The following is a 26,589-nucleotide window of genomic DNA, read 5'->3' on the forward strand; positions in this document are numbered from 1 at the left end:
CCATTTTAGGAAAGGTCCTGTTGGAAACAACAGGACCTTTTTTCATATAATTTCATTTCCGTTTATTTCCATAATGTTATTTATCAAAAACACTATGCCCACGTAACAAATATCTGTAAATCCATGAATATGCATGCGCTTTATGAAAAAAATAAAAAAGCACGTTATTCTTCATTTTAACGATAGCGCGCTTCACTCATCTTCTTTATTTGCTTTCTTTGATTTTTCATTCTCTTCTTTCTGGGCTTTCTCCACTGCTTTTAAAAACCCTTCCAATGCTTTTTTCGGATTATTATCATTTACTGGGTGTAGATCCATTCCAGTTTCCTCCTCTTAGAAAGTATTCCATGATTACCAAGTTCAATAAGAAACACAAAAGCCACGGCACTCAAGCACCTTGGTTGAATATATAAAATGAATTGGTATTTTCGTCATTCTTGCGGATCAGCTTTACAATATAGCCATTGTGTATGAACATCGGTTTTTCTAGCATCTAGTAAACCTCCTTAAAAATGCAGGATTTCCCTTTCCAATATCGAATTAGTAATGTTTGGAAAGGGGGTGTAACATGGCGGAAATTAAAGTGGGACTTACACAATTTTTAGACTTCACACTGAAAAGTAGTGCAGCTAAAACAAATTTTGTAAAGAATTTAAAATCTCAACCTGAATATCACCCGATTTTTGATTACTGGAAACAATTACGAGAAACTGTTATTAAATTTCATAAAAACGAACTACCTTTTGACTGTTTTGAAACATTAGTACAAACTGTTGATCAGAAGAAAAAGCAAAACTACATTGATGTTATAAAGCAGTACAAAAAATTTATTAAAAACAAAGAAGTCTCTTGGTTTGATCCAGGTAAATCACATTGGTTATCAGATAATTTAATCGTCCGCTCATCACCTGAACTCGGTTTGCTCATTAATGATGAGCCGCATCTTATTAAACTATTTTTCAAAGGAAAAAAAGAGCGAATTGATAAATATAACATCAACTCAACACTGACATTATTAAATGAATCAACATTTTCAAATGAATATAATGATGTGAATTATACTGTCCTTAACATCCAAAAGAACAGAATGTATGCGAATAACTCTATTAATAATGATCATTTAATAGCTCTTGAATCAGAAGCCCACCAGCTTTGTTATTTATGGAATAAGATATAAAGGGGATGGGTATCTCTTTCAATACCTTGTTCATGCGTAATTTGGGCACAATTTTCACAAATCCCATTCGTTTCGTTTAATTGAAGCTCACCTTCTTGTTTCTCACAAACAATGCACGGTGGGCGTTTTTGTTTCTTCACCCATTTCAACACCCTAATTATCCTCCTGACTTCTTAACCGCTAAATAATTCCTAAGATGTTCTTATGATCCCTTTCGCGTTCCACATCATGTTTTCTCTTTCACTCTATACAGTGCAGCAATTTCCCCTCTTGTTAGTCACGCTTCTTTCACCCATATTACTTTTTTTGGTTGTGATTATTGCTGGAACTTATATAACGCCGCCCTAATCTCTCCTCTCACAACTTCACGAATAAGTTCTAATAACGATTCCTCTAAATTCATATATGCATCCCCTACATCTTTTTTTGAATTTCCTGCTTGTTGTTTAATTCACTCATAAAATTTATAAGTAATAATCATCCACCGTTTACCTTCTCTAAGTACCGGAAAGAGATTGCTTGCTTTATCCGACATTATAGGACTTCATAAACATCTCATAAAAATATGTGAGAAAAGATCGTTATAGTGATGGCTATCATGAATACAATTTGATTTACCTTTGAAAATCCTTTTATTTAAATGTATAATTATATAAAATTTTTAAAAATTTGAATCGAGGTGAAAATCATGAGAAGTTTTGGCTCATTAATGATTTCTACTGTTTGTTCAGTACTTCTTGTAATTTGGAATACCTATTCCTTCTATAACGGATTCACAACAGGGCACACATACTACTGGATTAATGGTATCGCAGCCGTTATCTTCCTTCTATTCTTTATCCTCAACATGCGAGATTTCAAAAAGAAAAACTACAGAACCCTATAACAATAAGAGTTGATACATATGTGGAAAAAAATCAAAAATTATAGATTGAGCTTAAAAGATTTAAAGTTCATGTTATGGTTGTTCGGTATAACTTGCTTTATATACAGCTACAATTTCATTACAGGATTAGCTTTTTCCCACAAATTCCAAGTCTATGACTTAGGTGGTGCTATAGCTACATTCGCCGCATTTATGGATACTAAAAATAGGATTAAAAATAAAATTTATAAGACAACGTAATATAAAAGAGATCCTTTGTGATTTCCTTTTTTATCACAAATTGTCTTCATTGTACTTTCGAAAGATTTTAAAGCTTCTACTAGTGCATTTTTGTAATTACCTTTTCTGTAAGCTTTATGTGCATTTAAAAATTCTGCAGCTGGTCCTTCGAAGTCTTCTTCAAATAGTAAAGTTATAGTTGGTTTTACAACTTCTTCGTGCATGTGAGTTTGGTCTATACGGATAAGTTCTCCATTTGTGAATTCGTAACCCAAATTATTGTCTTTGAACCAATAATTCAGTTCTTCAATTGCCCCGTCGAATGATTGAGTTGTTGTTCTGTAGTAGTGGGATGGGTTCCATCCGTATTTTGCATAGTGTTTTTTGTAAATGATAAATGATAGTTCTATAATGTCGATTGCTTCTGTATCTGTGCATGTTTGTAAAAACTCGGAGCAACGTTGAAATGACGAATCATATTTTCCGCTGGTTAAATTGAATAATCCTAGTTCTTTAGACATTATTTTATTAACAACGTCCCATATTTGGTCGTTTTCTTCACCGATTGCTTGAATCCAAATGTGAATCACTTGGATTCTTAATCTTTCTCGTACGGTGTCATAAATGTATACATCTTTAATTTGTCCTGTTCGTTTTTTGCTCTTTTTGAAAAAGTTTCATACATAGCTATAATCCTCTTATCTTTTACAATCTATTATATAAAACTATAAATATTAATATAGGATCAGACAACAAATTATGTACTCAATAATCATCTGTATTACTGATGTAAGAAAAACAATGAAAGGGGTACTCATATAAATATAAAATTTGAGATTAATATTTCGCCAAAGTTTATTCTTGCTATCGCTCAATTGTTAAATTTTTTGCCTTAGCAGGAATCATTTGATTCTTGTTTTTTCATTCATTATGTTCGTTTGTTTTGTTTAAATAGGCTAATTTACCAATTCTATTAAATCCATTAATTTAACCATTACATATTATCGTTAAATACATATACTATATTAGATTGCTAGAAAGGAGGCGTAACCATGGATAGTTGCGTTGTGTTTGTAAATGGACAACCTTTTTTAGTTCTTTCAGTAGCTGGTATTGAAATTGCTAGATTAGAGATTTCTCTTCAAGTAGCATTAGCTTTAAGAGTGCTCGGGATACCAATCTGCGATTAATTACCGTACCGCTAAAAAAGAGAGCACTAGCTCTCTTTTTTATTTTCTCCCTTATCTTTCATTAACAACAAACAAGACGCCGCCAAAGTCACGGCAGCGCCTTACATATCTAAATATATACTAAAAACTTTTTGTTTCTAAATTGCCCTTTTCCAAAAACTTCTCTATCTACAACTCGAAATTCAGGCAGTAAGTTTAATATTGCTAATAAATAACGTGCTTTACGACCATCTAGATCTTTCCTTCTTAATCCTTCGTTCTTTTGCTCAAGCTTAGTTAAGACCTTAATAAAGTCCTCCTTAGTCAAAATTAAATCTCTATTTTTAGTTTGTGTCTTTTCTTGTAACTTTAGATGTATATATTCATTACAGACTTCTACTACCTCAGCATCTTCTTGATTATGCATAGTCGGTGCTACGCTGCATCTTCTTAATACATTTTGTTTATCGTTCCAGATTCTTTCTTTATCCATTCCATTACCTCCCCTTGTTATCTCCCTAAGTATATCTTTTATATTTTTACCTTGCTTTTGAATTTGTTTTGACATTTCCTAAATAAATTCCCATTTTTAATAAAATGGTTGATGAATAATTATGGAAAATTATCAATAGTAAGCTTCCCAAAAACAAGAATTTGAAATGGATGGAAGAACTATAGTAGTTGAAAAGTATCCTCAATACCTTAAAATTTTAATTGGTTATAAAAAATAAGTAATCTACAAATTGAAAAAGAGATAAAATGGTAACCCATGCAATTTCAGAAGTTTGACACAGCTCTGGAAAAAGCTTATAAAGAAATGTGGGGTTCCTGATATTCGGTTCCACGATTTAAGACATACCCATGCAACATTAATGTTGAAACAAGGTATTCATCCAAAGATCGTAAGTGAACGATTAGGACATAAAAGAGTAGGCGTCACATTAGATACCTACTCAGATGTCGTACCAGGCCTACAAGAAAAAGCAGTCGAAGATTTTGCAAACAATCTATTTCAAAAACACTAATGTTTGCAAAATGTTTGCAATTACGGATTTTGCATAAAAATACTAGCTTATCCGTGTGACATTGAGAGGAGACAAAAACATGAAAGAAATCAAATCTGAACAGGAATTCAAAGACATCATCGCAAGTGAGGAGCCAGTAGTTGTTAAGTTCTTTACTACATGGTGCCCAGATTGTGTGCGTATGGACAACTTTATCGGAGATGTAATGGAAGAGTTTAATAAGTTTGAATGGTATACTATTAATAAAGATGAGTTCCCAAGTATCGCTGAAGAGTATCAAGTAATGGGTATTCCAAGTTTACTTGTATATCAAAATGGCGAGAAGCTAGGCCACTTACATAGCGCTAACGCAAAAACTGAAGAGCAAGTTACTGAGTTTTTAGAAGCATACTAAGATGAAGACCCTCTGAAATATATTTTCTAGAGGGTTTTTATTTTGCCCAATCACCTTTGAGCGGTGTAGTATACGGATTCATCATAATACATCTATCCTTTTCCCTATCCCCTCGATCCAAATCGCGTTCACACCCTAACTTTGCACTTTACAACATATTTTTCCTTCACGAAACTTTGTTATCCCCTTCTTAAAAACCTAAAAAACGTCAACAATGTTTGTATAGACCCACACGAGTTTCGTTTGGTACTCTATTTATAGAAAGAAATTCCTTGTAGAAAGGTGAGTGATTAAAATGGATACTCTTTCTCATAAAGAAGCTGATAAAGGTGCTATTGTCAGCATTATGGCCTACATATTTTTATCCTCTATGAAAATCATCATCAGTTATATTACCCTCTCTAGCGCATTACGTGCTGACGGTTTAAATAACTTAACGGATATCGGTGCTTCTTTAGCGATATTAATTGGTCTAAAAATCTCTCGTAAACCTCGTGATCCAGATCATCCTTATGGGCATTCGCGCGCAGAACAAATTGCATCACTTGTTGCTTCTTTTATTATGGCAACGGTCGGTTTAGAAGTTGTTATTAGCGCCATTCAATCTTTTTTTAATCCGAAACAAGCAGCGCCTAATGTACTTGCTGCATGGGTAGCCTTATTTTCTGCTGTCGTTATGTACTTTGTATATTTATATACGAAAAAGATTGCAGCACGAACAAAAAGTAAATCATTAGAAGCCGCTGCAAAGGATAATTTATCAGATGCTCTCGTAAGTATCGGTACAGTAGTAGGTATTGTCGGTTCGCAGTTCCAAATGCCTATTTTAGATCCTATTGCCGCTTTAATTGTCGGCCTTATTATTTGTAAAACTGCATGGGAGATTTTCGTAGAAGCTTCTCATATGTTAACGGATGGAATCGATCCAGATAAGATGGAAGAGTACGCTGGTGCTATTGAACATATTGGTGGCGTGGAAAACATCGTAGACATTCGCGCGCGTATGTACGGGAATCAAACGTACGTTGATATTACAATCGAGGTAGATGCTCGTATGGAGGTTGGTGAAAGTCATTGTATTACTGACAACATCGAGGCAATGCTTCGGAAAAAGTTTGGCATTTACCATGCACACATTCATGTTGAACCAATGGAAAAAGAACCTATTATGACATAGGTTCTTTTTTAATGAACGCTTTATGAAATATAACACATAAAACGAGCCAGCTACCGCCAGCTGCCCATCCTGCTAATATGTCAGATGGATAGTGAACGCCAAGATATATTCGGCTAACTGAAATAGATAATACAACAAAGCTCGCTATAAAAATAATCAACAATTTTTTATGCAATGTAATACGTTCTTCAGTAATTGTGACGTATGCAATAAATCCTAAAAAAGCAGTAGCATTCATCGTATGACCGCTCGGAAAACTATATCCAGTTGCAGTAACAAGCTGCGTTACATCAGGTCTTGCTCGTTCGTACCATAGTTTAAGCATACTGTTTAAATAACGAGATCCATAATAATTAATTGTTAGAAGTAATGCACTAAGCAACTTTTTTCTAACGAGAAAATACATTACAAGAATGATGAGTACCGGAAAATATATTCTTTTGGAACCGATAAAAGACACCCAAGTAAAGTAAGCTGTCAAGTAATCGTTTCGAAAGCTTTGAATAAAATGCGCGACTATATTGTCAAATTTCTCAATACAAGCGGTATGATACGAAAGTGATAATACGACAAAACAAATGAGTAGCGTAAAACTTAACAAGTATAAATGTCGATATCGTTTCACATACATAACCTCACTATACAAAAAAATGGAGCGGTTGTTTTAGTTTTCCTCTCCATTTCTTTTTTATGCATAGTTTATTTAAAAATATAATTGTTAATTTTTTCTTGCATTGTTGGAATATCTTCATTCGTTACTGTAAAGCGAATCACTTTCTCGTCAAGATCAAGCGCTTCTGCAAATAAACCTGCTAATCCGCGAGATTTTCTGTCTACTTCCATAATAATTTCTAATCGATCATAAGCGCTTGGTAAGATTAATAATTCTAGTTCATCTAATTTCCCATAAAACTCTCCGGAAACAGGAACAAACTCAAATTCTTGCGCAAACGGAACTTGCTTACGTAATCGATACGGTAATTCTTCACATTCTATATGACGCGCTTTAAAACCTAATTGATTTACACTCTCTAACACACTATTTAATAGTGCATTGGGCAACACTTGAATGTAATCACGATCACTTGGATCTATACTGCGTTTAATATCAAGACCTGTATGCACCCAAACTGTTTTCATTCCAATTGTAAGCGGGGTTTCAACTGGCATTATAAATGAAAATGGAATTTCTTTTTTTTCATTCGGCTCAACAGAAAAAGGTTCTGTTAAACGAACTCGCTCTAAATCATATGTTGCTGTTACTTTTTTATCATCCACTTCTCGTACATACGACGTCGATAATGTTAAGTAAATGCTTTCAATTTGTTGGCTAACTGAACCACCAGTTATATGAACCTTCCCTAGTATCTCTTCTCCAACAATATACTCATCTTTTTCAAGAACTGTATCTACTTTTGCATTACCAATACCAACACTTGCTAAAAACTTTTGAAACACGGAACCTCCATCCTTTCTAAAGCAAAAGCTATATCTTTTTTTAAATCTTGTACATTCTCATAGTACGGCGTTTTTATTTGTAACATCCGCATAAGCATTTCACGGTTATAATTTTCCAAAGTTAATTCGTCATACCATGGTTTTTCATGTTTTTCATGTTTTTCATTAGATTCATAGCTTGCATATAATAAAAATAACGAGAAATGACCAAGCGCATAAAAATCGCTACGAAAGTGAACTTCTCGCATCAAAGCTTGTTCACCTTCATAAGCTGTAGCTCGTTCATCACCCTCACCCTTCAATTTAGCTAATCCAAAATCAATAATACTAATTTGGTTTTCTTTCATTAATATGTTTGGAATGCGTAAATCTCGGTGAATTATACCTTTATTATGAAACACCGATACAATTTCTAATATTTCATATAAAATTTTTAAAACTTCACGTTCTGTATATACATGCCCATCTAAGAAAATATAATCTTCGAAATTTTTACCAGGCATATATTCCATCACGAAAAAGCTTTTTTTCTCCCATACGAAATGATCATATAAACTAGGAATTGCATGATGATTTAATGTTTGTAAAATCATTTTCTCTTGTTCAAATGATTTTCTACCTGACTCATACCTTTGTTTACTCTGTCTTAATTGTTTTAAGACTTTATTTCTATTTATTTGTAAATCATTAACGACATATGTAACCCCATAACTGCCCATTCCAATTACTGATTCAATTTTATAACGTTCTGCAACGATTGTATTTTTTCGCAGTGGTCTATCAAATAAAGCTAGTATACGACGCCATTTCATCAGCTACTTGAAAAGAAGCTACGACTTTTACGTTTTCTTTTATAATGCTGATGCCCATAACCAGATGAACGTCGTTTATAATCGCTACTTGAATAAGAGCGACCTCTATGGCGATAATCACTACTAGAATACGAACGATTTTTTTTCCTACCTAATAAAGAATCAATAATTTTTTTGAACATCCCTTCACCTCTTGAGTAAAATTTTCTTTTAATTATACCAATAATTTCCGACTATATTTGTGACAAGTTTGTAAAGAGTAAAAAACGACGAGTTAAGCCCGCCGTTACTTTCACTCATCATCTTCATCAAAAACTTCATCAATCATACATTTCTCTAATAAATACTCAAATGTAATATCTGCGAGATCTTCAATTTCTTCTCGTTTTGGGACGTACCCTCTTTCAATTAGTTGCTCATAAAAAAACTCCGCAATCTCTTCCGTATCAATTACGACCTCAATTTCCTTCATGAGCATCACTCCTTTATTTCTGTTTTATGAAAAAATCTCAAAATTATGTATATGAGATTAGAAAAATAGTTTTTCTTTTTTTATAGGTCATATCCTTTGGACGAGATGCATACGATGGTAGTACAAGCTATCAAAAAGGGGGATTTAATTATGGAATACCAATATGAGGTAGAACAAGAAGTAGGGCAAACAAAAGAAGAGTTCATGCATGAAGATCAATGGGCAGACTCTCTTATTAAATGGCTTTTTATTTTTTTAATAATTGTAGGCATACCTTATACTGCATATGTTGTTGTTCAATTCATTCTCTCTTTCTAGTTAACTATTTTTTCTCTGTCAATTTAACTAAATAATTATGAACAACATCCATAACAATTTTGTATTCTTCATCTTTAAATGTATCGAATAACAATTGATAATCGTTATAAATATCAAGTAATCCATCAATGATCTCTTGACGATTTGTCTTAACACTCACTTTTTTTGAGTTGTTAATTGACTTTAATTTTCCTAAATCTAATTTATTCATACCAGCTTTATCTTGTTTCATTTTCTTCAAAATTGCATTTGCCGTTTGAGCATTAGCAAGTAACGTTAAATCTGATTCATCCGCTTCTAACCATTCACCATCCGTAATTCGTGACAATTCGTATATAGTATCTTCCCATGCGTCATTTTTATATCTCCATACTTCTGTACGAAAACCAACAATTCGAAACACATCTTTATCGTATCCTGTTACTTGCACGAGATCACCAAATGTGAAATTATAATTTAATTCAATCCACTCAGTTTCACCTTTTTTCATATCTTGCTCTGAAACGTGCTGCAACGTTTGCTCTACGTAAAACCCATCATGATTATTGACTTCGTAAACGTAAACTCCATCTAAAACCTTCATATTTGTGATTTTACCAACGGTTCCATATAGCGTAATCACGACTATGTCCCCTACGTTATATTTAGGTTGCTTTTTTCTCGCCATCTATATCTCTCCTTTTTTTGACGTCGTGATTTTGATAACAGTATATGCAACCTACATAAAAACGCTTATCACAGAAGCGTATATTCATAAATTTTTTCAATAAAAAATATCACCGTATAAAAAAATTATTTACAACGTAAAAAAAAGCTAGCAAATAGACTAGCTTCACGTCAAAAAATTCATATAGTTCTTATCTCTCTTGTATGTATAAATCCCAAGCTTCATCAAATATAGACATACTTTCTAGCAATCCACTTAACTCTAAGTATGAACTAATTTCATCATAATCTTCAGATTGCTTTGGAAAGCTTAAATCATCATACATTGCTTCTGCTAAATTCGATACTTCATTACTAAATAAAGCTGCACGATGCTTCATCATATAGTGGTAAAATGTCTTTTTCAAGAATATTCCCTGCCTTTCTAACTTGGATACATTATACAAGGCAAAAAAGAAAAAAACCAGCATAAAAGCTGGTTAAAAGTCGAAATAATTTCTTTTTAATAGACGTGGTCTTCCCATTAATTCTTCATATGTTAGTTGTTTTGGTAAATCTTTCGTATAAATTAGAAACAATTGATCTTCTATTTCTTTCACTGTTTGATCTGCTTGATAGTCCATACCACATGAGGAACAAGAAATGCATGGTGTCTCTTGGATTTCAATGGCTTTCGTACCATCTGGTAATTCCCAATATACAGTATTCAAGCTTTCTTTCGCTTCTGTACTGTCACACCACATACAATTCATACTGCATCACCCTCATTTTTTTTGTCGTTTTCTTCTAATTTAGCCATTTGCGATTGATACTTTTTATCTTTAAGTTGATCACGCTTATCACGTTTATCTTTTAGTGATGCATGAGTGTCATTATCTTCATAGTCTTTACGACGGCTCATACGCTGTAAGTCGTCTGGAACAAGGTTAAATTTCTTATCACTCATAAGACCTGCGATACCAACATCTGAACGTTTTTCTTCGTAGTTTGGATAGATTTCTTTAAAGTACCCTTCTGCTCTTCCTGGGATATAGCTCTCTGGCTCTGGATACGTTGTAATAACACCTTCAAAGTTACGAAGCACAACTTTATCTGCACTTTGCGAAATTAAATAGTTTGGTTGAAGCGCAATTTTCCCGCCGCCTCCTGGTGCATCTACAACGAATGTTGGAACCGCATAACCAGATGTATGACCGCGTAAACCTTCAATAATTTCAAGACCTTTAGATACTGGTGCACGGAAATGACCAATACCTTCAGATAAGTCACATTGATAAATGTAGTATGGACGTACACGGATTTTTACTAAGTCATGCATAAGTTTTTTCATAATTGGAACGCTGTCGTTAATACCAGCTAAAATTACTGCTTGGTTTCCAACTGGAACACCAGCATTCGCTAGCATTTCACATGCTTTTTTCGATTCCTCTGTAATTTCAATAGAAGTATTGAAATGTGTATTTAACCATACTGGATGGTATTTTTTAATAATATTACATAAGTTTTCTGTAATACGCTGCGGGAATACTACCGGCGCTCTCGTTCCGATACGAATAATCTCGACATGCGGAATCTCTCGTAAATTTTTTAATACATATTCTAAAATTTTATCGTTAATAAGAAGACCGTCACCACCAGAAATTAATACATCTCGTACTTGTGGTGTATCACGAATGTAACCAATTGCATCATCTAATTGTTTCTTAGGCACACCCATTCCAATTTGTCCACTAAAACGACGGCGTGTACAGTAACGACAATACATAGAACATTGATTCGTTACTAAGAACAATACGCGGTCTGGATAACGATGTGTCAGCCCTGGAACTGGTGAATCTTCATCTTCATGAAGCGGATCTTCTAAATCATATTTTGTTTTATATAACTCTTCCGAGATCGGTACAGATTGCATCCGAATCGGACAGCGTGGGTCATCAGGATTCATTAGCCAAGCATAGTACGGTGTAATATTTAACGGGATCGTTTTTGTTGAAATTTTAACGCCTTCTTCTTCTTCAGGTATTAAATTAATCACTTTCTTTAAGTCATCCAAAGTTTTGATCGTATTCGTTAATTGCCAAACCCAGTCATTCCATTGCTCTTCAGTAACATCCTTCCACAACTCGATATCCTTCCAGTGACGATTTGGTTTGTATACATCATGTAACATTGCTATTCCCCCTTTTTATACGCTCATCCTTTATATAAGCAATAGTTATGCCAACTTTACATTATTGATAAGTAAATGTACGGAGAACGCTATTACATCAACAAAAAAATATTTGTAAGCACTGTATGAAATCCATACATACTATCATATTCATTACTTTTTATATATGTAAACGCTCTTTTATTGGTGCAAACACACAAAAACCGCCAATTATTCGGCGGTTTTGTCGTACTTACTCAATTTATATTGAAGCGTTTGGCGAGGGATACCTAACATTTTTGCAGCTTGTAATATATTCCCTTCCGTTTCAATTAACGCTTGATCTATTAATTCCTTTTCCGTTTGATGAAGTGCTTCTCTAAGTGGCAATATGCTCTTATTCTTTGGCAGATTCTCTTTCCGAAATGTACGCGGTAAACAATTGGCTGTTAGTGTATCCCCTTCTGCAATAATGACAGCATGTTCAATCGTATGTTTTAGCTCACGAACATTGCCAGGCCATTGATAAGCTTGTAGTCTTTCTTTCGCTTCCTTATCCATTTGAAGTACACCTTTTTTATAACTTTTATTATATTCGTTCAAAAAATAAGACACTAATAATAAGACATCCTCAGTTCTTTCACGTAGCGGCGGAATATATAATGAAAAGACATTTAATCGATAATATAAATCAGTACGAATTTTATTCTCTCTTAAACATATTTCTGGTGGCTGATTCATTGCAGTAATAACGCGAACATCTACTTTTCTCGTCTTATTATCACCAATTCGACGAATAACACCATCTTCTAATACACGTAGCATTTTCGCTTGTAAATCGAGAGGCATTGAATTCAGTTCGTCTAAAAACAATGTCCCACCATCTACAAGTTCAAATAATCCCGCTCGTTCAATTGCCCCAGTATAGCTACCTTTCGTCGTTCCGAACAATAAACTTTCTAATAGCGACTCTGGCAAAGCTGCGCAGTTTTGTGCAATAAATGGCTTGTTCTTCCGTTTAGAAGCTTCATGAATCGCTTGTACAAATAACTCTTTCCCTGTTCCTGTTTCCCCATATATTAAAACATTTGCATCAGTTGGCGCTACTTTTTGTGCTAATTCTTTCGTCTGTTTAAATCGAGCATCATCCGTCACAATCGTCTCAAATGCAACATGCTTTTTAATTGCTTTTTTTCTAGATGACCGCTTTATTTTTGACTGCAAATCTACAATTGTATCCGTAAGTTTTTGAACTGTGGAATAATCCTTTGCAATTTCAACAGCCCCAGCAATATTTCCATCTATAAAAATAGGTAACGTCGTATTTACTGTACAAATGTCTTCCCCATTTAAATTTTGATAATGCTGAACTTGATGAACGATTGGTTTTTTTGTATCTAACACTTTCATTAACGTACTCGTTTCCCTAGATAAAGAAGGAAACGCTTCTAACAAATGTTTTCCTAACACTTTTTCAATTTTTGACCCATCGTGTTTTGCAGCTACAGTATTATAGAAAATTGTAATACCATTTTCATCTACTGCGTGTATAGCCTCATCAATACTGCCCAAAATCGCTTCAATGACTTCTTGTGTCGAAACTGCTAGCAATGTCATCCCCCCCTTTTGCCGAAAATTCAGCAATCACATGCCGAATTTCCGGCATACCTATATGCGATTATAAGCATTACGATTCCGTACTATTTAGACAAATCTTTCACCCATATATTCATATCTTCCAGCTTATCGAAAATGTAGCAGTTGTTCGCCAGTCTTCCTGTATACGTATAACCTAACTGATGAAAGGCCGCATTCATTCCGAAAGAAAGCGATCGAGCAATTGTATAGGAGCAGAAAATCGATTTTTCTTGCAGTTCTTCTTCTAACTTAATTAGTAAACTTTTCATAAACCCATGCTTACGATATTCGGGTAAAGTAGCACAATTCGTTAATTCTGCATTTCCTTCTTTTATATTCATTTCTGCAGATGCTGTACTAATTATTTTCCCCTCGAATTCGTACACATAGTATATTGTATCGTCTTCCTTCATCGTTTGTTTTACATAACTCGCTTCGTTTAAAGGAGTCGGATAAACTTCAAATACTTTTCCAAAGACAGCCGCTAATTCTTCCGCATCCTCTTCTGTCGCTTTTCTTAATAAAAATTTCTCTGGTACTATTTTTCCCTTTACTTCTTTTGCTTTAACACCGCTTAAAATGGTATCTTCCTCAGCCCAATGAATACTATTTCGTCTTTCATCATTAATAAATTTCACGAAGAAGTATGCATCGTGACCTTGAAAATAATGCGGTATTGTTGCTTCCAATAAAAAACCGAAAGAGAGCCATGTAGAAACATGCTCTCCCTTTCCTTTAATAATACATTTAGTGAAAGAATGCTTCTCTGCTAATTCGTCAATTGTTTGGATAATCCTCTGAATATTTCCTGTGTAGTGGTCTACTCGAATACGTTTATTAAAATAGTCTAAAACGCCTTCTACTGTATAGCCATTCGTCTGTTCTCTAAAAGATTCATAGTATTTCATTTTTTCACCTCACACCAATCTAGTAATGTACATGCAATAATTTTTGCGGCAGCTATCATTTTATCAACTTCTATATATTCGTTTGGATAATGTGCTACTTTCGTCTCTCCTGGACCAAATACTATCGTTGGTACACCTGAGATTTGTGTAAATAAACCTCCATCAGTCCCCCACGGAGATGCTTCAATAATCGGTTCATTCCCTTCGATTTCAACAAAGTTATGCTCTAGTGTCGTAATTAACTCATGATTTTCTTCTAGTTCACCAGGAACCCATCTCGCTCCAAACCATTCTACTTCTACAGGATTTTCAACAAACCAATTGTCCACATTATTTAATTCAGCGATCCAATTCTCGAACTCTTCTTTTGCTGCCTCTATAGTCTCATTCGGCGCAATACCACATCTTCCTTCTAAATTTAATGAATCAGGAACAGAACTTGGCCAACTCCCACCTTCAATTTTCCCAATATTAATTGGAATTGGAATGGGGATTCCTTTAAATAACGGGTCTGTAATTCGGTCATTTCTCTTCACTTCCAATTTTCTCAAATGATCTACAACAAACATACTTTTTTCAATTGCACTTACTCCTTCATAACGCGTTCCACCGTGTGCTGCTTTGCCTTTCACATGTAGACGAAACCACATGGACCCTTGTTGTTTCGGGAAAAACTTCATATTTGTTGGTTCTGGAATAATGACACCATCTGCTTTATATCCTCGTAATATAGTCGCTAATGTTCCTGCCCCGCCGCTTTCTTCTTCAATTACACTTTGAAAATAAATATCTCCTTTTAATTCAATACCAGATTCAATAATAGCTTCCATCGCAAGCATCAGTGCGACATTGCCGCCTTTCATATCCGTTGTTCCACGACCATATATACGATTCCCTATTTGCTCACCACTATAAGGGTGATGGTCCCACTGATTCACATCTCCTTCTGGTACGACATCAATATGTCCATTTAATATCATAGATTTCCCGTCGCCACTTCCTTTTAAAGTTGCCACTATGTTCGGGCTATCTGAAAAACTTGTACGCGGTGATACAAAATAAGGATGATCTTTCATTTTAGAAAATGAAGGTTCCCAAATATCAAGATCTAAACCTAGCTCACGTAATTTTTCAATCACAATTGCCTGCGCACCACTTTCATCACCAGATACGCTTTTTTCTTGAATTAATCGTTTTAAAAATTTTACGCTTTCCTCTTCATGACTCTCGATATAATCACAAATTTTCTTTTTTAATTGCTCCATATATTACATCTCCCCTCATTCGATTACTAGTAAGTTAGAGCCAATTTTGAAATCAGCTTCTGTATGTTGTTTTATATCTTCCACTGTGTATGGACTCATTAATTCTTGTAAAACGAGTCCACCCTGCGTCACTTCCATAACTGCCATATCCGTAATAATTAAATCTACACATTTCTTTGAAGTTAATGGTAATGTACACTCCGAAACAATCTTTGCGTTTCCGTATTTATCGACATGATTCATCACAACAACGACCCGCTTCGCTTTTTGTGCCAAATCCATCGCTCCCCCAATACCTGGAACGCGTTTTCCTGGTACAATCCAGTTCGCTAAATCACCATTCTCACTTACTTGTAATGAACCAAGAATCGTTATGTCTAATAAACCTTTTCGAATCATCCCAAACGCTGTGCAACTATCAAAATAACTCGCTCCTGTAATAAGAGAAGTCGGTAAACCTGCTGCGTTACATAAATTTTCGTCTTCATTCCCTTTTCTTGGCGTAGGTCCCATACCTACAATTCCATTTTCCGCATGAAACATAACGTTTATATCGTTAGGAAGATGATTTGGTACAAGCGATGGTATACCAATACCTAAATTTACAATCATACCATTTTGTATTTCTTTCGCCGCGCGCCTAGCAATCTTATCTCTCACTTCTAAGCCCATACCCATTTCCAATTCACTCCTTCCGACGGTACAATATAATTTACAAATACTCCTGGGACAACAATTTCTTCTGGATCTAAACTTCCAAGTGGGACGATTTCTTCTGCTTCTACAATCGTTATATCCCCTGCCATAGCTACGTGAGGATTCATATTACGAGCACTTTTATCAAACACAAGATTACCAAACGGATCCGCTTTTTTCGCATATACAATTGCAACCTCAGCAGTTAATGCTGTTTCAACTAAATATGTCTTGCCATTCATTTCAACTGTACGTTTTCCCTCTTCTACAATCGTATCAACACCTACATCAACTAATACACCTCCAAGTCCTACACCACCAGCGCGAATACGCTCTGCTAATGTTCCTTGAGGAGAAAACTCGATTTGTAACCTTCCTTCGTTTAGCTGTCTTCCTGCATTTGGATTTGAACCAATATGTGAAGTAATTAATGATTTTACTCTTTCATTCGTAACAAGACGACCGATTCCTACATCAGGAAATCCCGTGTCATTTCCTATTAAATTTAAATTTGTAACTCCTTTTTCTAAAATCGCCTGTATTAAAGATGGAGGGGATCCAATCCCCCCAAATCCTCCAAACATTAATGTCATATCATCGTGGAATAAAGAAATTACTTCCTCTATCTCTTTTAATTTATCGAATGTATTCGTAATAGTTGTCATGCGATACTATGCCCTCCTTTTTGCATCATTTCTTCTACACTTTTTGCAAAAATTGAAAGTAATTCATCTAACTCGGAATATGTAGTTGTCATCGGCGGTGCTACAAGCAGTGCACTATCTTCTTTTCCTGCTTGCCCTGAAACAGCTTGGTATAAAAGAAGACCATTTTTAGCTGCAACCGAAATAAGTTCCGACGCTTTTGTAAACGGTTGCAATTCTACTCCAATCAGCAACCCTTTTCCGCGCACATCAGCAATGATTGTCGATTGTTGCTGAACTTTCTGTAGTCCTTTTATTAAATACTCTCCCTTTTCTGCTGTTTTTTCAGGTAGATTATGTTTCTCCATATATTCAATAACAGCTAGAGCTGTTGCTGCAGATAATGGATTTGCACTTAACGTATGCCCACTCATTACAGAACGCGATCCACGTAAAATTGGCTCCATAACACGGTCACTTACAATCGTCGCTGCCATCGGTGTATATCCAGCTCCTAAACCTTTACCAAGAGTCATAATATCCGGTTCTACACCCCAATGCTCCATCGCAAACCATGCGCCAGTACGACCAAGCCCTGTCATTACTTCATCAGCAATAAATAAAATATCGTAATGACTGCAAATATCTTTAATGACTTTATAATATTCTTTCGGCGGAACGACTGCGCCTCCAGCTGCTCCGATAATCGGTTCAGCGATAAAAGCTGCGATATGTTCTGCACCAATTCTTTCAATTGATCTTTCTAGTTCAGTCGCACAAGCAAGCTGACAAGTTGGATATACCTTTTGCACCGGACATCTAAAACAATATGGAGCTGGAATAGTTGGATAATCTTCTAAAATTGACACGAAACGTTGTCTGCGCAGTGGATGCCCAGACATTGATAAGGCTCCCATCGTAATACCGTGATAACTCATCCATCGTGACAAAATTTTATGCTTCCCTTGAATACCTCGCTCTTGAAAATGCTGGATTGCAATTTTCATAGCTGTTTCATTTGCTTCCGTACCACTATTCACAAAAAAGCTCCAGTTCAAATCTCCTACACTTAAATCGCTTAATTTCTTCGCTAATTTTTCAGCTGGTTCACTCGTAAACTGTGATCTATAAACGAAAGCAATCTCCTCTGCTTGCTTTTTTATAACATCTGCAATCTCCTTTACGCCATGCCCAATACCTGCCGTAATTGCCCCTGACGAGCCATCAAAATATTTATTTCCGTTTTGATCATACAAATACACACCTTTTCCATGTGAAATCATTGGATACGGCTGACCAACAAGTGGTTTAATTAAGTAATCGCGCATAGCGCTCCCCCATTTCTCCAATTTGTATATATATATGAAGAAAATTGACGTTTCTTTCATAAAAAAGAACCCTCTGCGAAAGCAGTGATTTTATCAAAAAACTATTATAAAATATACAAATGAGTGCTAAATATTAATTTTGAAAACAGAAAATTCAGAACTTAAAACGAAGACCAACCCTTATCTATACGCTCCAATAACCCTCCTTTATATAAAATAAACGCTTCACTACATATTTTCTTAACATAATATCAGCTTCCCTCAATTGCCGACATTGTGTAAACTTCGACGAAACTCCCTTTAAACTCCTTCCTATTCTCCTACTTTATATTGCATATTTTCAAACAAATATCGACAATTAATCCTACTAAATGCATAGCAATTATTTTTATAGAAACCTATATTTTACATACATTCTCCTCCGTTTTATACAATAAAAAAAGAACCGATTAACCACATTAATCAGTTCGGCACGACGCTCTTTTATCGGTTAATACTGCCACTTGCTAACGTAAATAGAAAAAATAATGTTACAAATTCAAAATTCATCCTACATCGTAAAGCACAAAATCGTCCATAACTCCATTCACAATTCCTTTTTGGATATCCCCATCCCAATATTTTATTCCTTTCCTTATGTTTAAACTACCTTTCCTTTATAATTTATGTAGGACAATTATCACTTTGTATGTGTATTTGCCCATTATTAAAAAAATCCCTAGTTTTCTAAGGATTTTTGGACATGTTTTCGATATGTTACTTCATACGCTCTTAAGGTTTTTTATTTCGAAATATACGTTGTAATCGGTACATCATCATCCAACATAGATGATATACTGCTGTATACTCTAGAAAATTATAAGGCTCTTTCGCCTAAAAAACACTTATCCATAAGCAATACTCTTTATTAATTTTCAACTTTTCTTCTTCAAAAAACAATTTTTTCGCATAACCTCTTTCTTGTTAAGCATATAGTTTTAATGATGACAAAGGAGGAATATTCATGTCTCAATCTGAAATCGAAAAATATGGACAAGAAGCTGCACGTTACGAACAGCTCGCTCGTTACTATCAATTTAAAAATCCGAAAAAATATGTAGAACTATATATGAAATATTACGATACGCTTACGAAACTTGTACAGGCGTATGAAAAAAGAGATTCACAAGAAGCTGCTTTACCGTCACACATACGTTTTTTTCACTCTGCTTCCAATACACCTGCGGTTGACATTTTAGTAAACGGGCAAAAGGTTATTAAAAATATTTCATTTAAACAATTTAGTCCCTATTTAACATTAGTGCAAGGTAAATACCGTATAGATATTGTCCCTGTTGGAAATGAAACTCCCATCTTTTCAGCTTTAGTACCAATAATGGGGAATCACACTTATACTTTTGCCGCAATAAATAGTGACAATCATCTACAATTACAACCTATGCTTGATAATACACATTTACCAGCTGGTCAAGCAAAAATACGCTTTGCACATTTTTCTCCAGATACCCCTGTTGTAAATGTAGATTTAAAAGGTGGAGATCATTTATTTGAAAATGTACTCTTTAAACAAATAACAGATTTTTTGGAAGTTAGTCCTGGTACAGCAGATATTGATGTTTCACTCGCCGATAATCCCAGCGTCTTACTAACTATACCGAATTTCAAAGTCGAACCGAACATCATATATACAATTTCACTTTTAGGTTATTCAACTAAAGATCCTAAATTAGAAGCCATTATACTTACGAATTAAAACAGTCTACACCATTCATTTGGTGTAGACTGTTTATTTTTGAAATACAATTTGAAATTCTGTCCATTCGTTATCTGAACGGCACATGATGGACCCATTATGTTTTTCTACAATTTGTTTACATACAAATAATCCAATACCAGTTCCTAACTTTTTAGTAGTTACAAATGGTTCGAAAATCATTTCTACACTTTCAGCTGGAATCATTGGCCCATTATTTTTTATCACAATTCGAATCGATTGATCTTCTTCAAATACATCAATGATAATTTTCCGTTCTTCTTTCATTGATTCTAGAGCGTCAATTGAGTTCATTAATATATTTAAAAATACTTGTCTCACTTCACTCCGATAGCCAACAAGTGGAATTGGATACGGTAAATTCTTTTCAATCGAAACATTTGCATTGACCAAACTCGGATATAAGAACTGTATAATATCTTGAAACAAATCATTAAGCCAAAATTGTTCTGATTTATTCCACATTTCTTTTTTCGATACGAGTAAAAATTGCGAAATACGAAAATTTAATTGGTCTAATTCATGCGAAATAATATCTAAATAAGATAAACTTGGATGATCTGCCTTTAATAATTTAACAAATCCCATAATTGAAGTGAGTGGGTTACGGAATTCATGTACAAAACTTGCTGACATTTGCCCTAAAATCGTCAGCCTTTCTTTATGTGTTTCGTTAATATATTGCTGTTTTTCCTCTAAATTTTTTGATATAATTTCCGAGTATTTTAAAACAGTATAATAAATTAATTTATCAAAACAAGTATGTATTTGGGCCATAATCGGTTTCAATTCACGTGCGCTAACATCTAATTCACACATCGCTTCGAAAAGTTCATTTCTTCCCACATTTGCATTATAAACAAAGTCTCCAATATTCGCATCTGCCCCTGCACGTTCAATAGCAATTTTCTCGCATAATGGCTGAAGATAATCTATATCTTTTTCTTCCATAGTAAGTTCGATAATTAACTCTAATAAATCCTCTCCATTTTGAACTGCTTCTAGTTTAAATGGATCTTTATCGGAAATTATCATTTTGTTTTTCCAGTTCTCAACGAATTGGTGCCTGTTGTTTTTCAAGTGCGAACAAAATACTTCTTTAATATCCTTATCGATTGGAAAAACCCCCATTCCCTCCATTTCCATGCGACGAACACCCTTTATATTTTGAATATTAACACAAAAAATGCGATTCGTTAATAGATTATTGTCACATTTTGTTAATATGTGTTGATAAAATTTTTAATGTCCTTATTAATTGTTTAGATTGATACATTCCATTTTCCTTCCTTTCATTCAAAGTTTTTTACATTCGATGCGACTTTTTTTTGCATCCTGCTTCATTCTTTCGTACAATAGAAAATGAAAGGTGTGAAAAATATGGTAAATAAAAATGTGGAAGATTATCTCCAAGAAGGCATTTACGGCCAAAAGCAGAACAAACCAGAAGAACGTAATATGTATTTAACTACGTTACGTGAGCGTGTAGAAATCGCTTTAACTATCGGTCAAGTAATGCAAAGTAATGTATATTCTGAAGTAGCTAGTAGCATGCGCTCTTCTCAATTATTACAAATATTCCTAAATGGTGGCATTGCTTACCCACATTTATCAAAATACATTAAATTAGCAAATGAAAAAAATGTTCCTTTTACAATTGTTCAAAATAAAGGTATAGAAACACCAATCGGTTTAGTATTATCTCATAGCACTGCTGTTGACAAAGAACAAATTTATGTAGAAGATGCTATTTTCAAACAAGAAATGAAGTAAAAGGTACACTTGGTTAAATTAAATCGTTCCGAGAAACGTAAAACAAACAATAAAAAACGAGTATGGAATCGTAAACATTTCCAGCTCGTTTTTTATTAGGATGTTTAAGCTCGATCTACTTTATTTTTTAATACACACTAATTTCATTTCTGTCATTTCTTCTATTGCATATTTAATTCCTTCACGCCCCGTACCACTTTCCTTAACACCACCGTAAGGCATATGATCTACCCTAAACGTTGGAATATCATTAATCATGACACCACCAACCTCTAGCTCATCAATTGCACGCATTGCTTTAAACAAATTATTTGTAAACACACCTGCTTGTAGACCGTAACGTGAATGATTTACTTGCTCAATTGCCTCATCAAATTCTTTAAATGTATTTACTGTCATGAGTGGACCAAATACTTCTTGGCACTGAACAGATACATACTCTGGAACATTTGTTAATACAGTTGGTTCAAAAATCCTTGCATCACGTTTCTTACCACCGTATAAAACAGTAGCACCTTCCTTAATAGCTTCTTGCACCCACATTTCTATTCGCTCTACATCTTTTTTCGAAATTAAAGCCGATACGTCCGTTTCTTCCAGCAATGGATCACCAACAACAACTGCTTCCATCGCTATCTTTAGCTTTGAAAGAAATTCATCCATTCTCTTTTCATGTACAAAAACACGTTGTACCGAAATACAAACTTGTCCATTGTTTACATATGCTCCCCATTTTACACGTTCAATTACTTCATCTGTTAATTCTACATCTTCATCAATAATAACAGCAGCATTTGATCCCAGTTCCAACGTAACTCGCTTTAACCCAGCCTTTGCCTTAATTCCAATTCCAACTTTCGGACTTCCCGTAAAAGTAATGGAAGCAACATCATCATTTGTAACTATCGCCTCACCTACAGTTGAACCGGGACCAGAAATAATATTTAAAGCTCCTTTTGGCAATCCTGCCTCTTCAAATAATTCAACTAATGCATAAGACGATAATGGCGTTTGATCAGCTGGTTTTAACACAACTGTATTTCCGGCAGCAATTGCAGGGCCGACTTTATGTGCCACTAAATTTAATGGGAAATTAAATGGTGTAATAGCTCCTATAACCCCTATCGGTTTTCGTATTGTGTATGCAATACGCCCATCTGCACCAGGTGCTGCATCAAGTGGCAGTGTCTCGCCGTATATACGCTTCGCTTCTTCCGCTGCAAATTTGTATGTCTGAACGGTACGATCTACTTCTCCCCTCGCAGCACGAATTGGTTTTGCAGCCTCTTTTGCAATAATCTCTGCAAATTCTTCTCTTCTTTCATCCATTTTTTGTGCAACCTTCTCTAAAATAGTCGCACGATCATATGCAGATAATGTATTCATTTTTTTCATTGCATTTTTTGCAGCAGTAACAGCCTCTTGTACATCTTCTTCCGTTCCTTGTGCAATTTCCGCTAACGTTTCTTCAGAATATGGTGCGTATAATGGTTTATAAGTGTTTACAGACTTCCAATCTCCATTTATATATAAATGCTTTTTCATAACTCTTCCCCTTCCAAATATATGTATACAACAATATTTCACCTAGTGAAAGGTCTGGCTTATGCCATTGTATCATAGCCCTTATTCTGCCAAAAATATTATGCTCAAAAAAACCCTGCCATATAGCAGAGTCTACGAACTAATTTGTTCTTGAAATGGAATTTGTTTTTCATCTTCTAAAATAACAATTGATTCTACAGTTTTTGTAACTTCTAATCTCTTTATATAGTGTCCATCTAATTCTTTTACACAAAACTTATAATTTTCAATTTCAATGAAATCCTCTTCAGCAATTTCTATATTCTTCGTTAAAATCCAACCACCGATTGTATCAACACCATTATCATCAATTGTTAAACCTAATAACGTATTCACTTCACTAACAAGTACTTTTCCCTCTAGTATTGTTTTCGTTTCACTAACTTGTTGAATTTCTGGCTGTTCATCCGTATCAAACTCATCTTGAATATCTCCCACTATTTCTTCTAAAATGTCTTCAACTGTAACAAGTCCAGACGTACCACCATATTCATCTATCAATATAGCAATATGCGTTCTTTCTTTTTGCATTTTTAAAAATAAGTCGTGTATTGGGATAGAGTCGATAACTAAAATGATTGGCCTAATATATTGCTCTACTTTCTTATTACTTACTGCATTATGCTGCACAAAATCTGTGAAAATATCTTTAAAGTTTACAAAGCCTATTACGTGATCTTTGTCCCCATCTACAACTGGATATCTCGTATATTTTTCCCGAGACATTTTTTGCAAAGCTTCTTCAGCAGGCATTTCTTTACTTATAATATGCATCTCAGTTCGGGGGACCATTATTTCTTTCGCTATACGATCATCAAATTCAAAAATTTTATTTACATATTTATATTCAGATTGATTAATCTCTCCATTTTTGTAACTTTCTGAAACTAACAACCGTAATTCTTCTTCTGAATGAACCTCATCGTGCCCTTTCGGTGGTTTCAGCCCTAACAACTTCGTAATAATTCGAGCTGATCCATTTAGGATCCAAATAAATGGAAACGCCATACGATAAAAGAAAATTAACGGTTTAGCAACAAACAAACTCACTTGTTCAGCTTTTTGAATCGCGAATGTTTTTGGGGCCAATTCCCCTATTACAACATGTAAAAATGTAATAAACAAAAACACTAAAATTACAGCAAAAATGTCTGCTAGTTGAGTAGAAATGTTCAAATTTACAAAAAGCGTGTCAAACATTTGCTTTAACGCCGGTTTACCAAACCACCCAATCCCCAGAGCTGTAACTGTTATTCCTAGCTGACAAGCAGATAAATATTCGTCTAAGTTTGTAATGACTGTTTTGACAGATGTTGCGCGATTATTTCCTTCTGCAATTAAATAGTCAATTCGTGAACTTCGCACTTTAACAATTGCAAATTCTGCTGCGACGAAAAATGCCGTTAAGGCAATTAAAACAATCACTATACTTATACTATATATGTCCAAATACTTCTCCTTACTTACATTGTAAGCAAGGAAGCCACCTCCTACTTAATTTTATTCAAGTGAAGTAAGCATTCTAATACTCTAACAAAATTCTACATTAGCAACCACCTTTTTATATATTATATGCATACATAAAAAAGATATTTATCATTATGATAATCTAATTCATTTCCCTTAGTCAAATAGTTCTAAATCTTAAGATAAAATATTTTATATAAACGATATATTCTTCACAGGTTCATTTCGTGAAAAAACACTTTCTTTGCCGATTCCACACTTCTTTTGTCACACTAGAAGGGAACTTCCTTCATAGATCGAAATCATTCAACAGGATATATATAGGAGGGATTATTTTGGAATATAAAACACCATTTATCGCAAAAAAATTAGGTGTTAGCCCAAAGGCTGTTGTCCGGATTGCACAACAATTAAATCTTACGATAGAAAAAAATAAATATGGTCACTTTATTTTCACACAAGAAGATTTAGATCAAATGTTAGAATTCCATCTTTCACAAATAGAGCAGTCTCAAAACTCTCACCCTACTCAAAAAACATCATCAAATGATGTTGAAGAATTAAAAACTCAAGTAAATACAATTGTTCAAGACAAATCATCACATGAATTTGAGCAATTAGCAGCTCAATTAAACACTATTACGAGAAGGCTAGATCGAATGGAAGAACAAATGCAAGATAAGGCAAATGATGTTGTTACGTACCAACTTTTACAACATCGCCGTGAAATGGAGGAAATGTTAGAGCGAATTCAAAAGCTAGAAGCTTCCCTCAAGAAAGAAGAACCAATATATATTACTCCCGATTCAAAATCAACATATGAACGAGAAAAGAAGCCGAAGCGCCGCAAAATGATTTTTAGTATATTTGGATTATAATTTTTAGACCCTTATTAAAATAATAAGGGTCTTTTTTCATGAAGAATGACTTCATATTAAAATAGTATTCTCTTTATTATATATATTCATTTCGCCTTATTTTGTTAACATAATATTCTTACTGTATTCTGCGATTAATGCCTGTGCATGAGCATTCCCTTGAATCACATCTCGAAATTCTTTTAAAGAATACAAATGCGTAGCCCCTTTTCGGGCATGAATTCGCACTGGTACACCTTGTAAAGTATCATGAAACTGAAATGGCTTATCTACCGGTTCAATTGGGAAACCGATTGTTAATAAATACATATACATTCTTTTTGTCACTGCTGCAATATACCATTCTGCTTTCGTTTCTAATGCATGCATAAATAAAATAGCTGTTAGTCTTTTGAAGTGTCCTCTCCCACGAGACGTTTTCGCAATACTCAACTTGCCTATTTCATACACATTTTTTAAATCTTTCACTAAATCATTTTTAGAAAACGGATAGAAAAACTCAGAATTCGATTGCTCTGGTTCCGTATACTTAATACATTCTACTGTACCAATATGATGTTCATCTTCTATTAATAAAAATCGTGATGGATTTAAATTACGTTCTACGAACATTAAGTTTCTTTCTTCACAAAAATCTCCCCATAGTTGCTCGAACCAAAAATGTTCTTCTTTTGTTTGAACACGCTGGAACATATTTACCCGCCTTTCCCAT

33 protein-coding genes and 1 pseudogene are annotated in these 26,589 nt (G+C 34.4%); 11 read left to right on the plus strand and 23 right to left on the minus strand.

Annotation, left to right across the window (positions count from 1 at the left end):
• Positions 1–192: 192 nt before the first annotated feature.
• Complete coding sequence (locus tag QCI46_RS16455) at positions 193–318, minus strand: hypothetical protein (RefSeq protein ID WP_277751946.1); 126 nt, start codon at positions 316–318, stop codon at positions 193–195.
• A 250-nt stretch (positions 319–568) separates the two neighbouring features.
• On the opposite strand from QCI46_RS16455, the gene QCI46_RS16460 reads away from it, so the two are divergent.
• A complete protein-coding gene (locus QCI46_RS16460; protein ID WP_137052588.1) occupies positions 569–1,177 on the plus strand; it encodes a hypothetical protein in 609 nt (202 codons plus the stop codon).
• Here QCI46_RS16460 and QCI46_RS16465 read toward each other — a convergent pair.
• Positions 1,156–1,329, minus strand: coding sequence for a hypothetical protein (locus tag QCI46_RS16465; protein WP_170968804.1), 174 nt, complete (start codon positions 1,327–1,329; stop codon positions 1,156–1,158). The two genes, QCI46_RS16460 and QCI46_RS16465, sit on opposite strands and share 22 nt — an antisense overlap.
• 536 nt (positions 1,330–1,865) lie before the next feature.
• Here QCI46_RS16465 and QCI46_RS16470 point away from each other — a divergent pair.
• On the plus strand, positions 1,866–2,063 hold the full coding sequence (locus QCI46_RS16470) for a hypothetical protein (RefSeq protein WP_137052587.1): 198 nt from the start codon (positions 1,866–1,868) through the stop codon (positions 2,061–2,063).
• Positions 2,064–2,081: 18 nt separating this feature from the next.
• Positions 2,082–2,303, plus strand: a complete 222-nt coding sequence (locus tag QCI46_RS16475) for a hypothetical protein (RefSeq protein ID WP_137052586.1) — start codon at positions 2,082–2,084, stop codon at positions 2,301–2,303.
• On the opposite strand, the gene QCI46_RS16480 is transcribed toward QCI46_RS16475, so the two are convergent.
• Complete coding sequence (locus tag QCI46_RS16480) at positions 2,288–2,923, minus strand: STM4504/CBY_0614 family protein (RefSeq protein WP_353841887.1); 636 nt, start codon at positions 2,921–2,923, stop codon at positions 2,288–2,290. The genes QCI46_RS16475 and QCI46_RS16480 overlap by 16 nt on opposite strands.
• Before the next feature lie 411 nt (positions 2,924–3,334).
• Between QCI46_RS16480 and QCI46_RS16485 the strand changes: the two genes are divergently transcribed.
• The gene (locus QCI46_RS16485; protein WP_000376554.1) at positions 3,335–3,472 is read left to right on the plus strand and encodes a DUF3956 domain-containing protein; all 138 of its coding nucleotides are present in this window, start codon (positions 3,335–3,337) and stop codon (positions 3,470–3,472) included.
• Positions 3,473–3,581: 109 nt separating this feature from the next.
• Here QCI46_RS16485 and QCI46_RS16490 read toward each other — a convergent pair whose 3' ends face one another.
• Entirely contained in the window at positions 3,582–3,944 is a 363-nt protein-coding gene (locus QCI46_RS16490; protein ID WP_137052774.1) for a hypothetical protein, read from the minus strand.
• A gap of 265 nt (positions 3,945–4,209) precedes the next feature.
• Between QCI46_RS16490 and QCI46_RS16495 the strand changes: the two are divergent.
• The 3 genes and pseudogenes from QCI46_RS16495 to QCI46_RS16505 all read left to right on the plus strand — a co-directional run.
• Positions 4,210–4,476: pseudogene (locus QCI46_RS16495) on the plus strand (site-specific integrase); the annotation flags it as partial.
• A 79-nt stretch (positions 4,477–4,555) separates the two neighbouring features.
• Positions 4,556–4,870 carry a thioredoxin family protein gene (locus QCI46_RS16500; protein WP_137052773.1) on the plus strand — a complete coding sequence of 105 codons (315 nt, stop codon included), beginning with the start codon at positions 4,556–4,558 and terminating at the stop codon, positions 4,868–4,870.
• Positions 4,871–5,165: 295 nt separating this feature from the next.
• Positions 5,166–6,047: a cation diffusion facilitator family transporter gene (locus QCI46_RS16505; RefSeq protein WP_048546607.1), complete on the plus strand. Its 882-nt coding sequence runs from the start codon at positions 5,166–5,168 to the stop codon at positions 6,045–6,047.
• On the opposite strand, the gene QCI46_RS16510 is transcribed toward QCI46_RS16505, so the two are convergent.
• The 5 genes from QCI46_RS16510 to QCI46_RS16530 all read right to left on the minus strand — a co-directional run bounded on the left by QCI46_RS16510 (position 6,037) and on the right by QCI46_RS16530 (position 8,789).
• Positions 6,037–6,672 (minus strand): phosphatase PAP2 family protein, encoded by a 636-nt coding sequence (locus tag QCI46_RS16510; RefSeq protein ID WP_353840903.1) that lies wholly within the window; start codon positions 6,670–6,672, stop codon positions 6,037–6,039. The genes QCI46_RS16505 and QCI46_RS16510 overlap by 11 nt on opposite strands.
• 74 nt (positions 6,673–6,746) lie before the next feature.
• Positions 6,747–7,505: a sporulation protein gene (locus tag QCI46_RS16515; protein ID WP_353840904.1), complete on the minus strand. Its 759-nt coding sequence runs from the start codon at positions 7,503–7,505 to the stop codon at positions 6,747–6,749.
• Entirely contained in the window at positions 7,487–8,317 is an 831-nt protein-coding gene (locus QCI46_RS16520) for a serine/threonine protein kinase (protein ID WP_353840905.1), read from the minus strand. Before QCI46_RS16520 ends, QCI46_RS16515 begins: the two co-directional genes overlap by 19 nt.
• Positions 8,317–8,499 carry a hypothetical protein gene (locus QCI46_RS16525; RefSeq protein WP_000473373.1) on the minus strand — a complete coding sequence of 61 codons (183 nt, stop codon included), beginning with the start codon at positions 8,497–8,499 and terminating at the stop codon, positions 8,317–8,319. The genes QCI46_RS16520 and QCI46_RS16525 overlap by 1 nt, the downstream gene beginning before the upstream one ends.
• Before the next feature lie 110 nt (positions 8,500–8,609).
• Entirely contained in the window at positions 8,610–8,789 is a 180-nt protein-coding gene (locus QCI46_RS16530; protein WP_087982478.1) for a YozD family protein, read from the minus strand.
• Positions 8,790–8,939: 150 nt separating this feature from the next.
• Here QCI46_RS16530 and QCI46_RS16535 point away from each other — a divergent pair, with 150 nt between their 5' ends.
• Entirely contained in the window at positions 8,940–9,107 is a 168-nt protein-coding gene (locus tag QCI46_RS16535; protein ID WP_000456535.1) for a DUF3930 family protein, read from the plus strand.
• A gap of 4 nt (positions 9,108–9,111) precedes the next feature.
• Here QCI46_RS16535 and QCI46_RS16540 read toward each other — a convergent pair whose 3' ends face one another.
• The 10 genes from QCI46_RS16540 to QCI46_RS16585 all read right to left on the minus strand — a co-directional run bounded on the left by QCI46_RS16540 (position 9,112) and on the right by QCI46_RS16585 (position 18,401).
• Positions 9,112–9,774 (minus strand): hypothetical protein, encoded by a 663-nt coding sequence (locus QCI46_RS16540; RefSeq protein ID WP_000101496.1) that lies wholly within the window; start codon positions 9,772–9,774, stop codon positions 9,112–9,114.
• 190 nt (positions 9,775–9,964) lie between these two features.
• Positions 9,965–10,180: a YozE family protein gene (locus tag QCI46_RS16545; protein ID WP_000750728.1), complete on the minus strand. Its 216-nt coding sequence runs from the start codon at positions 10,178–10,180 to the stop codon at positions 9,965–9,967.
• Between the two features lie 72 nt (positions 10,181–10,252).
• A complete protein-coding gene (locus tag QCI46_RS16550) occupies positions 10,253–10,525 on the minus strand; it encodes a YokU family protein (protein WP_000995761.1) in 273 nt (90 codons plus the stop codon).
• Positions 10,522–11,943, minus strand: a complete 1,422-nt coding sequence (gene kamA / locus QCI46_RS16555; RefSeq protein WP_000902134.1) for a lysine 2,3-aminomutase — start codon at positions 11,941–11,943, stop codon at positions 10,522–10,524. The genes QCI46_RS16550 and kamA overlap by 4 nt, the downstream gene beginning before the upstream one ends.
• A 210-nt stretch (positions 11,944–12,153) precedes the next feature.
• Positions 12,154–13,539, minus strand: a complete 1,386-nt coding sequence (gene rocR / locus QCI46_RS16560; RefSeq protein WP_353840906.1) for an arginine utilization transcriptional regulator RocR — start codon at positions 13,537–13,539, stop codon at positions 12,154–12,156.
• A gap of 83 nt (positions 13,540–13,622) precedes the next feature.
• On the minus strand, positions 13,623–14,468 hold the full coding sequence (gene ablB, locus QCI46_RS16565) for a putative beta-lysine N-acetyltransferase (RefSeq protein ID WP_353840907.1): 846 nt from the start codon (positions 14,466–14,468) through the stop codon (positions 13,623–13,625).
• A complete protein-coding gene (locus tag QCI46_RS16570; protein WP_075311881.1) occupies positions 14,465–15,733 on the minus strand; it encodes a peptidase in 1,269 nt (422 codons plus the stop codon). The genes ablB and QCI46_RS16570 overlap by 4 nt, the downstream gene beginning before the upstream one ends.
• 15 nt (positions 15,734–15,748) lie before the next feature.
• Positions 15,749–16,411, minus strand: coding sequence for a CoA transferase subunit B (locus QCI46_RS16575; RefSeq protein ID WP_353840908.1), 663 nt, complete (start codon positions 16,409–16,411; stop codon positions 15,749–15,751).
• Positions 16,396–17,094, minus strand: coding sequence for an acetate CoA-transferase subunit alpha (gene atoD, locus QCI46_RS16580; protein ID WP_000208097.1), 699 nt, complete (start codon positions 17,092–17,094; stop codon positions 16,396–16,398). Before atoD ends, QCI46_RS16575 begins: the two co-directional genes overlap by 16 nt.
• A complete protein-coding gene (locus QCI46_RS16585; protein WP_001205889.1) occupies positions 17,091–18,401 on the minus strand; it encodes an aspartate aminotransferase family protein in 1,311 nt (436 codons plus the stop codon). The genes atoD and QCI46_RS16585 overlap by 4 nt, the downstream gene beginning before the upstream one ends.
• A gap of 1,003 nt (positions 18,402–19,404) precedes the next feature.
• On the opposite strand from QCI46_RS16585, the gene QCI46_RS16590 reads away from it, so the two are divergent.
• Positions 19,405–20,154 carry a DUF4397 domain-containing protein gene (locus tag QCI46_RS16590; RefSeq protein WP_353840909.1) on the plus strand — a complete coding sequence of 250 codons (750 nt, stop codon included), beginning with the start codon at positions 19,405–19,407 and terminating at the stop codon, positions 20,152–20,154.
• A gap of 33 nt (positions 20,155–20,187) precedes the next feature.
• On the opposite strand, the gene QCI46_RS16595 is transcribed toward QCI46_RS16590, so the two are convergent.
• Positions 20,188–21,321: a BA2291 family sporulation histidine kinase gene (locus QCI46_RS16595; protein ID WP_000425101.1), complete on the minus strand. Its 1,134-nt coding sequence runs from the start codon at positions 21,319–21,321 to the stop codon at positions 20,188–20,190.
• 234 nt (positions 21,322–21,555) lie between these two features.
• Here QCI46_RS16595 and QCI46_RS16600 point away from each other — a divergent pair, with 234 nt between their 5' ends.
• Complete coding sequence (locus QCI46_RS16600) at positions 21,556–21,948, plus strand: YueI family protein (RefSeq protein WP_353840910.1); 393 nt, start codon at positions 21,556–21,558, stop codon at positions 21,946–21,948.
• 120 nt (positions 21,949–22,068) lie between these two features.
• Here the strand turns inward: QCI46_RS16600 and QCI46_RS16605 are convergent, their stop codons facing one another.
• Positions 22,069–23,493 (minus strand): aldehyde dehydrogenase family protein, encoded by a 1,425-nt coding sequence (locus QCI46_RS16605; RefSeq protein ID WP_353840911.1) that lies wholly within the window; start codon positions 23,491–23,493, stop codon positions 22,069–22,071.
• A 132-nt stretch (positions 23,494–23,625) separates the two neighbouring features.
• Positions 23,626–24,981 (minus strand): hemolysin family protein, encoded by a 1,356-nt coding sequence (locus tag QCI46_RS16610; protein WP_002108356.1) that lies wholly within the window; start codon positions 24,979–24,981, stop codon positions 23,626–23,628.
• Between the two features lie 353 nt (positions 24,982–25,334).
• Here QCI46_RS16610 and racA point away from each other — a divergent pair, with 353 nt between their 5' ends.
• Positions 25,335–25,877: a chromosome-anchoring protein RacA gene (gene racA / locus QCI46_RS16615; RefSeq protein WP_353840912.1), complete on the plus strand. Its 543-nt coding sequence runs from the start codon at positions 25,335–25,337 to the stop codon at positions 25,875–25,877.
• Positions 25,878–25,973: 96 nt separating this feature from the next.
• Here racA and QCI46_RS16620 read toward each other — a convergent pair whose 3' ends face one another.
• A complete protein-coding gene (locus QCI46_RS16620) occupies positions 25,974–26,570 on the minus strand; it encodes a hypothetical protein (protein WP_353840913.1) in 597 nt (198 codons plus the stop codon).
• Positions 26,571–26,589: the final 19 nt, after the last annotated feature.

The organism is Bacillus cereus group sp. RP32 (genome assembly GCF_040459735.1).
In the GTDB taxonomy this organism is placed as follows: Bacteria; Bacillota; Bacilli; order Bacillales; family Bacillaceae_G; genus Bacillus_A; species Bacillus_A wiedmannii.